Genomic DNA, 14,222 nt, shown 5'->3' with positions numbered 1-14,222 from the left:
GGTCGCGGGCTTCGACCGCTATTTCCAGATCGCGCCCTGCTTCCGCGACGAGGACGCACGCGCCGACCGCTCGCCCGGCGAATTCTACCAGCTCGATTTCGAGATGAGCTTCGTCACGCAGGACGACGTCTTCAACGCGATCGAGCCGGTCCTGCACGGGGTGTTCGAGGAGTTCGCCGATTTCGACGGCAAGGGCCGCACCGTGTCGCCGCTGCCGTTCAAGCGCATTCCCTACCGTGAATCGATGCTGAAATATGGCAGCGACAAGCCTGACCTGCGCAACCCGCTGCTCGTCCATGATGTCGGCGACTTCTTCAAGGGATCGGGCTTCGGCCGCTTCGCGACGATGGTCGAGGAAGGGCAGGTCGTCCGCGCCGTCGCCGCGCCCGAAACGCACGAGAAGAGCCGTAAATTCTTCGACGAGATGAACAGTTGGGCACAGTCGGAAGGCTTCCCGGGACTCGGCTATGCGACGCAAAAGGACGGCGTGTTCGGCGGCCCGATCGCCAACAACCACGGCCAGGACGGCATGAAGGCGATCGCCGACGCGATGGGCCTTGGCCCGAACGACGGTATCTTCTTCGCCGCGGGCGTCGAGGCGAAGGCCGCGAAGCTTGCCGGCCTCGCGCGCACGCGTCTCGCCGATCAGCTTGACCTCATCGACAAGAGCCGCTTCGAATTTTGCTGGATCGTTGACTTCCCGATGTTCGAGGCCGACGAGGATACTGGCAAGATCGATTTCAGCCACAATCCCTTCTCGATGCCGCAGGGCGAGATGGACGCGCTGACCGGCAAGGACCCGCTCGACATCCTCGCTTACCAGTATGACATCGTCTGCAACGGCGTCGAACTGTCGTCGGGTGCGATCCGGAACCATCGTCCGGACATCATGTACAAGGCGTTCGAGATCGCGGGATATTCGCAGGCCGATGTCGATGCGAACTTCAGCGGCATGATCAATGCCTTCAAGTTCGGCGCGCCGCCGCACGGCGGTTCGGCGCCGGGCGTCGATCGCATCGTCATGCTGCTCGCCGACGAACCGAACATCCGCGAAGTGATCGTTTTCCCGATGACGCAGAAGGCCGAGGACCTGATGATGGGCGCCCCGGCCCCGGTCAGCGACAAGCAGCTCAAGGAACTCAGCATCCGCCTCGTCGACGGTCCGAAGAGCTAAAGCATGAGTGACCCCCGGGAGCACCGGCAGGAAACGCCGGACGGCGATATCTGCTGGTTCGAATGGGGTACGCCGGGGCAGGGCGCGTCGCTGCTCCTGCTCCACGCGACGGGATTTCACGCGCGGCTCTGGGACCAAGTGGTCGCCGCGCTGCCTGCGGGAACGCACGTCATCGCGCCCGACCATCGCGGTCACGGGCGCAGCTACCGCCCCGCGACGCTCGCCGACTGGGCCGCGACTTCCGATGCGCTGCTGCCTTTGCTCGACGGACTCGGCGGGCATCCGCTCGTCGGATGCGGGCACAGCATGGGCGCCTATGTGCTGACGCGGCTCGCGTCGCAGCGGCCGGCGGCCTTTCGCCATCTCGTGCTGATCGACCCGGTGATCATGGACCCCGCTTCCTATGACGGCGAAGCGGGCAAGCCGATCCCGGACCCCGCCGACCATCCCGTCGCGCGCCGCCGCAATGCGTGGTCGAGCACCGAGGAGATGCGCGCCCGCTTCGCCGACCGTCCGCCCTATGCGAATTGGGACTCGCGCGTGCTCGCCGACTATTGCACTTATGGCCTGCTGCCCGCGGTCGGGGGCGAAGGGCTCGAACTCGCCTGTCCGCCCGCTCTCGAAGCATCGGTCTATCAAAACGCGCTGCGCACCAGCCCGCACGAATGGCTGCACTATCTGTCGATGCCCTCGACGGTGATCCGCGCCCCGACCGGCGAGCGCGGGGGCCCGCTCGATTTTTCGCTCAGTCCGACCTGGACCGGCCTTGGCCCGGCCATCGGTGCCGAACGCGACGAATTATGGGCCGGGAACAGCCATTTCATTCCGATGGAAAATCCGGCCCGCGTCGCCGCGCTGCTGGCCGACCATCTCTGACCGGCCTATGCAAACCGGCGCAGGCTCGCCTGTGCCAGAAAATGACATCGCGTATCAGCCGCTTGGTGGAAGGCGCCCGGATGCGCTAGGGAACGGCGATGAGCATTTCCCTGTCCGACTATGAAACCGGCGCCAGATATGACGGCGACTATTCCGACGATCTGGCCGCGCTCGAGGGCCGGCTCGAACGACTGCAGGCCGCGCATATCATTCACGGCCAGCGCAGCATCATCATGTTCGAGGGCTGGGACGCGGCAGGGAAGGGCGGGATAATCCAGAGGCTGACCGCCTCGCTCGATCCCCGCTATTTCGAGGTGTGGCCGATCAGCGCCCCCAATGAGGAGGAAAAGGCCCGCCATTTCCTCTGGCGCTTCTGGAAACGCCTGCCCGGCAACCGCGACATTTCGATCTTCGACCGGAGCTGGTACGGCCGCGTCCTCGTCGAGCGCGTCGAGGGCTTTGCGACCGAGGCCGAATGGCGCAAGGGCTATGACGAGATCAACGAGTTCGAGGCGCAACTGACGGGCAGCCGCACCAACCTCGTCAAGCTCTTCATCCATATCACGCAGGAGGAGCAGGACGAACGCTTCGCCGCGCGCCTCGACGATCCGTGGAAACGCTGGAAGACCGGCACCGAGGACTATCGCAACCGGTCGAAGCGCAAGGAATATCTCGCGGCCATGGAGGAGATGTTTGCGCAGACGAACACGCGCTGGGCGCCGTGGAAGGTGATCGACGGCAACAACAAGAAGGCGGCGCGGGTCGCGGCGCTGACCCATATCGTCGAAACGCTCGAGGCAGCGGTGCCGATGACGGCCCCCGCGCTGGACCCGGCGGTCGTCAAGCTCGCGACGAAGGCCTTCGGCTACAAGCCGAAGGACTGAACAGGCTTAAAGCCACAAAAGCCCCGCACACGCGTATCGGATTTGTGTCCTTTGTGGCTTTAGCGATCGTCGGGCGCGATCGTGCAGACGCGGAGGGCGGACAATTGCAAAGAGCCGAAGCGCGAAGCTGGCACGGCCAGACAATGTAGGAAAGACCTTTTTGCGCGCTTTTTCGAGAGCCTCCGCCTAGCCAATTCGCCCGCCAGTCGCTACATGGTGGGAATGAGCCGCGCCAAGAGATCCGACGACTGGGGTTTTCCCCGCTGGCGCCCCTATGGCTCGTCGCGCGAGGCGCAGAAGGTGCGCCTGTGCGACCGGCACGGCTGCACCGAGCCTGGCAACTGTCCTGCGCCCAAATCGCCGAACAGCCCCGAACGCTGGTATTTCTGCGAAGTGCACGCCGCCGAATATAATCGCGGCTGGGACTATTTCGCGGGGCTTTCGGCCGAGGATGCGGCGGCGCGCGCCGCCGAGGAGGCACAGGGTGCACGCAGCTATGCCCGCGCGCAGCATTATGCCTGGGGCGGCTCGGGCGACGGCAGCCGCAGCGCCGACGAAATGCGCGCGCTCGAACTGCTCGGCCTCGATCCCGACGCCGATTTCGACGCGACGAAGAAGGCGTGGCGCGCCTATGCCAAGGAATGCCATCCCGACGTGAAGCCCGGCGACGCCGAGGCCGCGAAACGTTTTGCGGCCGGCCAGGCGGCGTTCGAGGTACTCAAGCAGGCCGAGGAGAGGAAGAGCTGGAAACCGGCCTGATCGGAGCCAGCTTTTCGACCGGAAGCTGTCTCATGCCTCATCGTCACGGGGATGACGAAATGAGGGACGACAGCTCTCCACTTCAAAACCGGCGCATGCCCCTAATTGTAAACGCACGCATCCAGCCCGTCGCGGCGCACCTGCCCGATGCGCGCGGTGATGGTATTGCCATAGCGGCGCGTGAAGCCCGACGGGCTGATCGCCTCGCGCTTCTTGGGTAGCGGCAGGATCGCGGCGATACGCGCGGCCTCGCGCGGGGTCAGCTTCGCCGCACCATGCCTGAAATAGCGCTGTGCGCCCGCTTCGACGCCGTATGTTCCGATGCCGGTCTCGGCGACGTTGAGGTAAACCTCCATGATCCGGCGCTTGCCCCAGATCTTCTCGATCAGGAAGGTGAACCAGACCTCGGGGACCTTGCGGACATAGCGCGTCCAGCCGCTTCCCTGCCACAGGAAGACATTTTTCGCGGTCTGCTGGCTCACCGTCGATCCGCCGCGCATGCGCTTGCCCTTGGCATTGCGCTCGATCGCCTGCTCGATCGCGTCGCGGTCGAAGCCGTCGTGGCTGCAGAATTTCCCGTCCTCGGCCGCGATCACGGCACGCACCATGTTGCGGTCGATATCGGACAGGCCCTCCCAATCCTTGGTTATCCCGTTGCCGTCGAGCAGCATCGTCAGCGTCACCGGTGGCGGCACCACGGCATAGACGAGCACCCAGAGGACCGAAATCGTCACGAACCAAAGCAGCCATTTCAACGGGCGTAGATACCAGGGAAGCTTGCGCTTCCTCGCGCGGGTCTTGGCGGCAGTCGTCATGCGGGTTTTCATAGCCGCTTGCCGGCAGTCGGCAAGCGGCTGATTGCCGTCGCGAAGAGCGTCAGGCTTTCGGCGGTTCGCCGTCGTTCCTTTCGGTGGCCGCATCGACAGCGTCGTTCACCCCGGCAGCGGCGCCTTTGGGCTTCCCGGCAGCGCCGGCCGCAAGCGAACGCACTCGTGCTTCGGCATCGGACTCGCGGCCGCTCATCACGAGCCACGCCATCGCGGCGGCGGCGGCCAGCGACAGCAGCGCCAGCCAATATCCGATCTCCCAATTCACCTGGATCATCGCCAGCGCGGCCTGATCCATGCCGCTGTTCTGGCCATTCTTCGCCGCCTCGGCGACGAGCGCGTCCTTGCTGTACCGCCAGGTGCCGATGAGGATCAGCGCGATTGCCGCAACCGATGTGCCGAGCACGAGTTTTGCGGCTTCACGCCCTTTCAGGAAGAGCAGGACGAGGCCGCCCGCGATCGCGAGCAGCGCGAGTATCAGCCAGAGATTGAGCGAGGCGCCGTCGCCTGCTTCCGCCGCCTGTCCCATCGCGGTCACCCGGCCAAAGGCGAGGCCGAAGCCGCTCGCCTCGACGAGTTTCTGTTCGGAGCAACTGACCGTCATCCATGGCAGCAGGAAGGCCACCAGTGCGACGCCTTTCGGAATCCGGATCCATTTCCACATGAAAATCCCCCTTCGGCTGGCCCGAAGGGGGAGGCTGGTCCTTTTGCGCCCGCAAGTCAAATCACGGAGCGGAGATCCCGGAACGGGTCAGGCCGAGACGAGGCGCCGGTCGCCGGCGAGCTTGAGCATCGCCTTCTGCAGTTTCTCGAACGCGCGAACCTCGATCTGGCGCACGCGTTCGCGGCTGACGTCATAAACCTGGCTCAGATCCTCGAGCGTCTTCGGATCGTCGGTCAGGCGCCGCTCGGTGAGGATGTGGCGCTCGCGCTCGTTCAGCGTTTCGAGCGCTTCGTTGAGCAACGCATGGCGCACGTCGCGTTCCTCGGCCTCGGCGACGCGCTCGTCCTGCAGCGGACCTTCGTCGCCCAGCAGATCCTGCCACTGGCTGTCGCCGTCCTCGCCCATCGGCACGTTCAGCGAGGTGTCGCCGCCCATCGCCATGCGGCGGTTCATGCTGATCACTTCGTCCTCGGTCACGCCAAGGTCGGTCGCGATCTTGGCGACATGCTCGGGGCTGAGGTCGCCGTCCTCGAACGCGGCAAGATTGTTCTTCATCCGGCGGAGGTTGAAGAACAGCTTCTTCTGTGCCGCAGTGGTGCCCATTTTCACGAGGCTCCACGAGCGGAGGATGAATTCCTGGATCGATGCGCGAATCCACCACATCGCATAGGTCGCGAGGCGAAAGCCGCGTTCGGGGTCGAACTTCTTCACGCCCTGCATCAATCCGATATTGCCTTCGCTGATCAGCTCGCTGACGGGCAGGCCATAGCCGCGATAGCCCATGGCGATCTTGGCGACGAGACGCAGGTGCGAGGTCACGAGCTGCGCGGCAGCTTCATTGTCGCCATGCTCCTGAAAACGCTTGGCGAGCATATATTCCTGCTCGGGCGTCAGAAGGGGGAACTTGCGGATTTCGGCCAGATAGCGGTTCAGGCTCGCCTCACCGCCGAGCGCGGGCACCACTGCCGGAACATTGCTTTTGTTAGCCATTTTAAAGGTTTTCCCTTATTTTCAGAGGAGAAATATGCCGCGGTTGGCTCCGGCGGTCAAAATAGATTTTCATTCGAAACCTAAACGCGCAGTTCATCGATCAGTTCCCGCATGTCCGCTGGGAGTTCGCTGTCGAGCGCGATTTCGTTACCGGTCACCGGATGAATAAAACCCAAATGGGCTGCGTGCAACGCCTGCCTTACGAAATTCCGGGTCTTGAGTACATCGGACAAAGGTTTACGTTGGCGGCCATAGACGGGGTCGCCGACGAGCGGATGGCCGATATGCGCCATGTGAACGCGGACCTGGTGCGTGCGCCCCGTTTCAAGCCGGCATTCGACCAGCGTGGCACCCTGCAGCGGCTCGACCGTCCGGTAATGGGTGACGGCATGTTTGCCCCGGCCTTCGGCGACCACCGCCATCTTCTTGCGGTTGGCACTCGATCGGCCGAGTGCCGCGTCGATCGTGCCGTTCGCGGGCATCGGCCGCCCGGTCGCGATCGCGAGATAGCGGCGGTCGATGCTGTGCGCGGCGAACTGCTTCGCCAGCCCCTCGTGCGCCTTGTCGTGCTTCGCTGCGACGATCAGTCCGCTCGTATCCTTGTCGATGCGATGGACGATCCCGGGGCGCGCGACGCCGCCAATCCCCGACAGTTGTCCCGCGCAGTGATGGAGCAGCGCGTTGACCATCGTGCCGTCGAGATTGCCTGCCGCGGGGTGGACGACCATTCCTGCGGGCTTGTCGACGACGATCAGGTGCTCGTCCTCGTAAGCGATGACCAGATCCATGTCCTGCGCGACGTTATGCGGGGGCGCCGCGGCGGGCAGGCGCACCGCGATCGTCGCGGGTGCAGCGGTTTTCGCTGATGGATCCCAAAGGATCGCTCCCCTGGCATCGGCGACACGCCCGCCTTTGATCAGGTTTTTCAGCCGTTCGCGCGACAGGTTGGGGAGTGCCTCGGCCAGCGCCCGGTCGAGCCGCAGCCCGGCCGCACTGTCCTCCAGCGTCACGGTCAAAATCTCGTCATCCCCCTGCATTGATCGCGATATGGGTCCGAAACCCCGAAATTCAAGGGGCTCGGCTCGCCGTATCCCGCTTGTCTCGGGCGAATCGGTGGCTTAGGGAGCAGGCGCGAGCCGGAAACATCCGGCCTTGCGGGGAGCCTGTTCATCCATGTCCGACGATCGCGTCGATTTCGCCTCGATGCTGGCCTCGCGCCTGTGTCACGACCTTCTGAGCCCGGTCGGGGCTTTCGCCAACGGCCTCGAGCTTCTCGCCGACGAGAAGGATCCGGCGATGCGCGAACGCTGCATCGAACTGCTCGAACAGAGCGCGCGCACCTCGGCCAACAAGCTCAAATTCTTTCGCCTCGCCTTCGGGTCCGCAGGCGGGTTCGGCGAGCTCGTTCCGGCCGACGAAGCGAAGTCGGCGATCCAGGGGATCATCGGCGACCGCGCGATCGAACTCAACTGGATGATCGGCGGCGATCCGCTCCCCAAGCCCGCGGTCAAGATCATCCTCAACCTGTCGCTGCTGCTCGTCGACGCGCTGGTACGCGGCGGGCGGCTCGACATCGGCTGCGAAAAGCAGGGAGAGGCGGTCGAGATCGCCCTGCATGTCGAGGCCGAGCGCATCTTCCTCGACGCCGACGTCGAACGGATTCTGGCCGAAGGCGAAGGCGCGACCGCGATGACCTCGCGCACGGCGCCCGCAGTGCTCGTGCAGGCGGTCGCGCGGCAGAGCGACGGCACGGTGATGCTGGCCCGCGAAACCCCGACCTCGCTGCTCGTCGGCGCCGTCCTTCGCGGGCGTTAGCTGTATTTTCACCGGCGCAGCCCACCGGTAAAACCCTCCATTAACCATTGTCCGCCATGGTGCAGCCTCAGTTTTTGGGGCGCACCGGTACGGCGATGGACGATCTGCTGAACGACTTTTTGGCCGAAACGGCGGAAATCCTCGCCGAAGCGGGCGGGGCGATCGTCGCCTGGGAAGCCGATCCCGCCGATCGTGCGCAGCTCGATGCGATTTTCCGTCTCGTTCACACGATCAAGGGCAGTTCGGGCTTCCTCGCCTTGCCGCGCGTCACGGCCTTGTCGCATGCGGCCGAGGACGCGCTCGATCAGGTGCGCCGCGGCAATCGTGACGCGAATGCTGCGCTCGTATCGGGCGTGCTCGGCATTCTCGACCGGCTCGGCGACCTGTGCACGGCCCTGGGTCAGGCCGGCGTCGAACCCGCCGGCGACGACCGCGACGTGATCGGCGCGCTGTCAGAGCAGGCCGCATCCGACGAAGCGCCTTTCGACGTTGCCGGCGTTCCGCTTCGCCGCGACGACGATTTCGGCGCCGAACTGCAGAGCTGGCGTTCGATCCGCGTGCCCTTGTCTTTGCTCGACAGCGTGATGACCGGGGTTACCGACATCGTCCTCGCGCGCAACGAATTCGCCCGCATGCTCCGCGAGTCGGGCGCCGATCTGTCACTTATCGCCTCGTTCGACCGCCTTTCCGATTCGATCGCGGGCATGCGCCAGTCGGTCAGCCAGATGCGGATGCAGCGGATCGACAAGCTTTTCTCGCCGCTGCCGCGTATCGTACGCGACCTTGCGCAGGAGATGGGAAAGAAGATCGCCTTTCAGACGAGCGGCGGCGAGGTCGAGCTCGATCGCGAGATGATGGAAAATATCCGCGATCCGCTCATCCACATCGTCCGCAATGCGATCGATCATGGTGTCGAGGCGCTCGAGGAGCGTGTCGCGGCGGGCAAGGATGTCACCGCGACGATCGCCGTCTCGGCGCGCCAGTCGGGCAATCAGATCGAGATCGAGATTCGCGACGACGGCCGCGGGCTTTCGCCCGATGCGCTCGTCGCCAAGGCGATCGCGTCACGGCTCATGACCGCGACCGAGGCGCGCGCGCTGGGTCCGAAGGAACGGCTCGAGCTGATCTTCCGCCCCGGCTTTTCGACCGCGGCGAAGATCACGTCGGTCTCGGGCCGCGGAGTCGGCATGGATATCGTCAAGGCGAACGTCGAAAAGATCGGCGGAGTCGTCGAACTGCGCAACGAAGAGGGGCGGGGGCTGACCATCCTGCTCCGGGTGCCGATGACGCTGACGATCATTTCGGGCCTGATGGTGCGTGCTGCGGGGCAATATTTCGCCATTCCGCGCGGTGCGGTCCGTGAAATCCTGCTCGAAAGCGGCGACACGGTCCGCATCGACCAACTCGGCGGCGGCGAGCTTGCGACCGTGCGCGGCGAGCAATTTCCGCTCCTCCGGCTCGAAAATGTGCTGGGCCGCGAGCGCGATACGGCGGACGACAGCGATGACCGCGCGCTCGTCATCGTCCGTCCGGGGCAGGGGCAAAGCTATGCGCTGAGCGTCGCCGCGATCCACGACCATGAAGAACTGGTGATCAAACCGGCCGCGCCGATGATCATGGCAACCGGCCTCTATGCCGGTACGACGCTGCCCGACAATGGCCGCCCGGTCCTGCTGCTCGATGTCCAGGGTCTGCTCGCCGCCGCGGCGATCGACGCAACCGAAGCAGGCCGCAGCCACGATCGCTCGGCCGAGGCCGAGACCGAGGCCGCCGCAGCGCGCAATGCCGCACAGCTGCTGCTCTTCCGCGATACGAACGGCCGCATCCGCGGCGTCCGCCTGTCGGTGATCGAGCGGGTCGAGGAAGTCCCGGTATCGACGCTGTTCGAAAGCGCAGGCCGCGTTCAGGTCCGGATCGGCGAGGATATTTTCCCCGTCCATGCGGCGACGCTGCCGGAGGGGGAGGGCAGCGTGAAGCTCCTCCGTCTCTACGACGGCCAGGCCGTGCTCTGCTATCCGATCGCCGAGGTGATCGACATCGTCCGTCTGCCCGACGCGGTCCAGCCGTCGGTGGCGCCCGGCCTGATCGCGGGCGTCGCGCTCGTCGCCGGCGAGCCGGTCGAACTCATCGACCCCTTCTGGCTGATGGCGCAATATGCTGCCGAGGGAGCTGCGCCGGTATTGCGCCGGCCGCTCTGCCGCTTCGCCGACGATTCCGACGGCTGGGGCGACAATTTCCTCGCGCCGATCCTGCGCAACGCCGGTTACCGCGTCGTTTCGGGCGAAGACGAACCGGATGAGACGCCGGATGTCCTTCTCTGCATAGAAGAGGGTGCTGCCTGTGCGCTCGCCGACGGCGCCGTGCCCGTAATCCGTCTGCGCGCCTCGATCGCGGCCGCCGGGCCCGAGGACGAAACCGTCTATCGATACGACCGTCAGGCGCTGCTCGATGCGATGCGCCGCAGCGTGGGGGGAGCGGGCGAATGATGGAAAAACTCTATCTGATCGCGCGCATCGCCGACACGCGCGTCGCTTTGCGCAGCCGTGCGATCAATTCGGTCGTCACGGTCGGTACGCCGGTCGAGGTGCCTGCCGCGCCACCGCATGTCGCGGGGCTCTTCGCGCTGCGCAGCCGCGTCTTCACCCTCATCGACCCGCATGTCGTGATCGGCCTGCCCGCAGTGCCCGTCGCGCCCGGACAGCGAGTGATCGTCGTCGAGGTCGCAGAGCATGGTTATGCGCTGCTCGCCGACCAGATCGAGGATGTCTGTTTCATCGAGGCCGCCGAAACGCGGATCGCGGGAAAACTGCTTCCCGGCTGGGCGCGTGTCGCCGATGCCATGATCGAACATGAGGGCGCATCGCTGCTCGTCGTCGACCCGTCCAACTTTATCACGCTGCCCGCCTTAAAGGCGGCATGATTCCGGCCGTTTATTAACGGGCTGCACACGCCTTTGCCGTAAACATGCCCAAATCCCGGGGGTCGGAGTTAATTGAATGTCGAAATCTTGTCTGGTGGTCGATGACAGCAAAGTCATTCGCAAGGTCGCGCGCCATATCCTTGAAAGCATGTCATTCGCCGTCGACGAAGCGGCCGACGGGCAGGAGGCGCTGACTTTCTGCCGCGCCAATCGTCCCGACGTCATCCTGCTCGACTGGAACATGCCGGTGATGAGCGGGATGGAGTTTCTCGGCGCGTTCAACGACCTCGATTACGGGCACGAGGAGCGCCCGCGCGTCGTTTTCTGCACCACCGAAAACAGCATCGACCATATCCGCGCCGCGATCGAGGCGGGCGCCGACGAATATGTGATGAAACCGTTCGACCGCGAAACGCTTGAAGGAAAGCTGCAGCTCGTCGGCATCGCCTGAGGTTTTTATTCGAGGTTTTTCGGTGGCTCGACCGCAACCCCTGATACCGGACCCGGAGCCAGCAATCCGCACCGTGCGGGTGATGCTGGTCGACGACAGCCTCGTCGTCCGCAGCATCCTCGAACGCATCGTCGACCAGCGGCCGGGGCTCAAGATCTGCGCGTCGGTCGCCTCGGCGCACGATGCGCTCGACTATCTGGCGCGCGAGCCCGTCGACGTCGTCGTTCTCGATATCGAAATGCCGGGAATGAACGGTATCGACGCGCTGCCGCATATATTGGAGCGCGCCGAAAAGGCCCGCGTGCTCATCCTCTCGTCGAACTGCGTCGAGGGCGGCCCCGCGGCGATCGATGCGCTGGCGCTCGGCGCCAGCGACACGCTCGCCAAACCCGGCCGCGGCAGCTTTTCGGGCCGCTTCGCCGAGGTGCTGACCGAGCGGATCATGACGCTCGGCCACCAGCGCGACTTTCCGATGCCGATCCCGGCTGCCGAGCGCCCCGCGCCCGCGCCGGTGGCGTTGCCGATCGACACCGATCAGCCGATCGAGTGCATCGCCGTCGCCGCGTCGACCGGCGGCATCCCCGCCTTCACCAGTTTCCTCGCGCATCTCGACCCGCGGATCGACGCGCCCATCCTGCTCACCCAGCATCTGCCCGATGCCTTCATGGAATTTTACGCCAGGCAGATCGCGACGATGACCAAGCGAAGGGTTCGCGTCGCCGAAGCCGGAATGCCGGTCGAGCCCGGCTGCATCTATCTTGCCCCCGGCGATGCGCACCTGGTCGTCGTCGCGGGTGCGCGCCGCAACGAGATCGCACTCGACCGCCGCCCGGTCGACAACGGCTGCTGCCCGTCGGCCGATCCGATGCTCGATTCGATCGCCGGCATCTATGGCAAGGGGGGCATCGCGGTGATCCTGAGCGGCATGGGCCGCGACGGCGCGATCGGCGCGGCGCGGCTCAAACAGGCCGGCGGTACCGTTTTTGCGCAAGCGCCCGAAAGCTGCGTGATCTGGGGCATGCCCGGCGCCGTGGCCAAGGCGGGCATCGCCGCGGCGACGCTCAACCCCGACGCCATTGCGCTGATGCTCGGCAGCTTCCTTCCCGGGCGTCGCAAGCCATGATGGGCGGCACCGCCAGCGAGTCGGCGTATCGCGTGCTGATGGGCGTGCTCGAATCTCGCACGGGGCAGACCCTTTCGCCGAACCGCATCTGGCGCATCGAAATGTCGCTGAAGCCCGTGATGCAGCGACACGGGATCGCCGATCTCGACGCGCTCATCGCCGCGCTCGTCACGTCGAACAGCCGGCAGCTGCTCGACGACACCGTCGACGCGATGCTCAACAACGAAACCTATTTCTACCGCGAATATAGCGTGTTCGATGAAATAGCTGCGACCGCACTTGAGCAGCTGCGCGAGATCAACAAGCTCCGCCGCCGCCTGACGATCTGGCATTGCGGCGTGTCGACGGGGCAGGAAGCCTATTCGATGGCGATGCTGATCGCCGAGCAGGGTGTGAAATGGGCGGGATGGCAGGTCGATATCGTCGGCACCGACGTCAGCCATCACGCGATCGGACGCGCGCGCGTCGGCCTCTACAGTCAGTTCGAAATCCAGCGCGGGCTGCCCGTGCAGCGCATGGTGCGCTGGTTCGACCAGACCGAGGGCGGCTGGCTCGCCAAGGCGGACCTTCGTCGCCGGATCGATTTCTCGGTGCAGAACATGCTTATCGACCGCCCGCCGCTGGCGAGTCCGGCGGACCTCATCTTCTGCCGCAACCTGCTCCTCTATTTCTCCGCCCCGATGCGGCAGAAGGCTTTCGCCCGGCTGCGTGCGGTCGCCGCGCCGCAAAGCTTCCTCGTGCTCGGCGCGGGTGAGACCGTGCTCGGCCAGACCGACCAGTTCGTCGCAAGCCCCCGACTGCGCGGGCTTTACGAGCCGGCCGACCAGCAGGTGCGCCGCGCGGCGGCTGCCTGACCTTGCTTTTTTTGCGCCACTGGCGCAATCGACGGCTTGGCAAGCACAGGACGGACCGAACAGGCGCATGAGCGATTTTATCGAACGCTGGTCTCCCAATTTCGACGAGCGCGCGCTGCCTGTTTCGATGATCGTACTCCACTATACCGGAATGAAGGACGGTGCCGAAGCCATTGACTGGCTTGCCAATTCTGAATCCAAAGTCTCGGCGCACTATGTCGTCGCCGAGGATGGCCAGATCACCGTCATGGTGCCCGAGGACAAGCGCGCCTGGCACGCCGGCAAGTCGCACTGGCGCGGCATCAGCGACATCAATTCGGCGAGCGTCGGGATCGAGATCGTCAATCCGGGGCACGAATGGGGTTATGTGCCGTTTCCCGATCCGCAGATCGCGTCGGTCGTGCGGCTTGTCCATATGATCAAGGATCGCCACGCGGTCACGCGCGGCAATGTCGTCGGCCATTCGGATATCGCCCCGACGCGCAAGCAGGACCCGGGCGAGCTGTTTCCGTGGGAGGAACTGGCGCGCCGCCGCCTCGCGCTGCCACGCCCGACCAAGAAGCTGACCGATCCGCTGTGGACCGACGCGGGCTTCCTGCTCGCGCTGGAACGCTTCGGCTATGACGTCACCGACGGCTTTGCGGCGACGGTCGCGTTCCAGCGCCGCTTTCGACCCGAACTGATCGACGGCACGATCTGCGGCGAATGCCGCGCGATCCTGCTTGCGCTGCTGCTGCCGCAGCCCGAGGGCAATTGACTCGTAAAATCGCGCCGCCGGGCTTATAATGCACGGGCCAGAGGGTCGGGCGATCGCCGCTTCGCGCAAGCGAGGGGGAGGAAAGTCCGGGCTCCACGGAAATCACGGTGCCGGATAACGTCCGGCGG

The 14,222-nt window shown here is 65.1% G+C and carries 15 protein-coding genes; 11 read left to right on the top strand and 4 right to left on the bottom strand.

Features of this window, described 5'->3' with window-relative positions; all coding sequences use genetic code 11:
- The 4 genes from aspS to JHC57_RS16545 all read left to right on the top strand — a co-directional run.
- The coding region (gene aspS, locus JHC57_RS16560; protein WP_294031340.1) for an aspartate--tRNA ligase at positions 1-1,174 on the top strand (1,174 nt) is incomplete at its 5' end.
- A gap of 3 nt (positions 1,175-1,177) precedes the next feature.
- Positions 1,178-2,050, top strand: coding sequence for an alpha/beta hydrolase (locus JHC57_RS16555; protein ID WP_294031339.1), 873 nt, complete (start codon positions 1,178-1,180; stop codon positions 2,048-2,050).
- A gap of 98 nt (positions 2,051-2,148) precedes the next feature.
- Positions 2,149-2,934 carry a polyphosphate kinase gene (locus tag JHC57_RS16550; RefSeq protein WP_294031337.1) on the top strand — a complete coding sequence of 262 codons (786 nt, stop codon included), beginning with the start codon at positions 2,149-2,151 and terminating at the stop codon, positions 2,932-2,934.
- Positions 2,935-3,156: 222 nt separating this feature from the next.
- Positions 3,157-3,693 carry a J domain-containing protein gene (locus tag JHC57_RS16545; protein ID WP_294031335.1) on the top strand — a complete coding sequence of 179 codons (537 nt, stop codon included), beginning with the start codon at positions 3,157-3,159 and terminating at the stop codon, positions 3,691-3,693.
- A 101-nt stretch (positions 3,694-3,794) separates the two neighbouring features.
- Here JHC57_RS16545 and mtgA read toward each other — a convergent pair whose 3' ends face one another.
- The 4 genes from mtgA to JHC57_RS16525 form a co-directional block, all read right to left on the bottom strand.
- On the bottom strand, positions 3,795-4,508 hold the full coding sequence (mtgA, locus tag JHC57_RS16540; RefSeq protein ID WP_294031334.1) for a monofunctional biosynthetic peptidoglycan transglycosylase: 714 nt from the start codon (positions 4,506-4,508) through the stop codon (positions 3,795-3,797).
- Between the two features lie 61 nt (positions 4,509-4,569).
- Entirely contained in the window at positions 4,570-5,184 is a 615-nt protein-coding gene (locus JHC57_RS16535; protein ID WP_294031333.1) for a hypothetical protein, read from the bottom strand.
- 87 nt (positions 5,185-5,271) lie between these two features.
- Positions 5,272-6,174, bottom strand: coding sequence for an RNA polymerase sigma factor RpoH (gene rpoH / locus JHC57_RS16530; RefSeq protein WP_294031332.1), 903 nt, complete (start codon positions 6,172-6,174; stop codon positions 5,272-5,274).
- A gap of 80 nt (positions 6,175-6,254) precedes the next feature.
- Entirely contained in the window at positions 6,255-7,211 is a 957-nt protein-coding gene (locus tag JHC57_RS16525) for an RluA family pseudouridine synthase (protein ID WP_294031331.1), read from the bottom strand.
- Positions 7,212-7,347: 136 nt separating this feature from the next.
- On the opposite strand from JHC57_RS16525, the gene JHC57_RS16520 reads away from it, so the two are divergent.
- The 7 genes from JHC57_RS16520 (at position 7,348) to JHC57_RS16490 (ending at position 14,094) form a co-directional block, all read left to right on the top strand.
- A complete protein-coding gene (locus tag JHC57_RS16520; RefSeq protein WP_294031330.1) occupies positions 7,348-7,989 on the top strand; it encodes a histidine phosphotransferase family protein in 642 nt (213 codons plus the stop codon).
- 56 nt (positions 7,990-8,045) lie between these two features.
- Complete coding sequence (locus tag JHC57_RS16515) at positions 8,046-10,475, top strand: chemotaxis protein CheW (RefSeq protein ID WP_294031329.1); 2,430 nt, start codon at positions 8,046-8,048, stop codon at positions 10,473-10,475.
- Positions 10,472-10,909, top strand: coding sequence for a chemotaxis protein CheW (locus JHC57_RS16510; RefSeq protein WP_294031328.1), 438 nt, complete (start codon positions 10,472-10,474; stop codon positions 10,907-10,909). Before JHC57_RS16515 ends, JHC57_RS16510 begins: the two co-directional genes overlap by 4 nt.
- Positions 10,910-10,985: 76 nt before the next feature.
- On the top strand, positions 10,986-11,360 hold the full coding sequence (locus JHC57_RS16505; RefSeq protein WP_294031327.1) for a response regulator: 375 nt from the start codon (positions 10,986-10,988) through the stop codon (positions 11,358-11,360).
- Positions 11,361-11,442: 82 nt separating this feature from the next.
- Positions 11,443-12,483, top strand: coding sequence for a chemotaxis-specific protein-glutamate methyltransferase CheB (cheB, locus tag JHC57_RS16500; protein ID WP_294031342.1), 1,041 nt, complete (start codon positions 11,443-11,445; stop codon positions 12,481-12,483).
- Positions 12,480-13,337 carry a protein-glutamate O-methyltransferase CheR gene (locus JHC57_RS16495; RefSeq protein WP_294031325.1) on the top strand — a complete coding sequence of 286 codons (858 nt, stop codon included), beginning with the start codon at positions 12,480-12,482 and terminating at the stop codon, positions 13,335-13,337. Before cheB ends, JHC57_RS16495 begins: the two co-directional genes overlap by 4 nt.
- A gap of 67 nt (positions 13,338-13,404) precedes the next feature.
- Entirely contained in the window at positions 13,405-14,094 is a 690-nt protein-coding gene (locus JHC57_RS16490) for an N-acetylmuramoyl-L-alanine amidase (protein WP_294031324.1), read from the top strand.
- Positions 14,095-14,222 lie beyond the last annotated feature (128 nt).

The sequence above is a fragment of the Sphingopyxis sp. genome (assembly GCF_016463645.1).
Taxonomy (GTDB): Bacteria; Pseudomonadota; Alphaproteobacteria; order Sphingomonadales; family Sphingomonadaceae; genus Sphingopyxis.
Note: the sequence above shows the minus strand (reverse complement) of the source record. Positions and strands in the feature narration are given on the sequence as shown.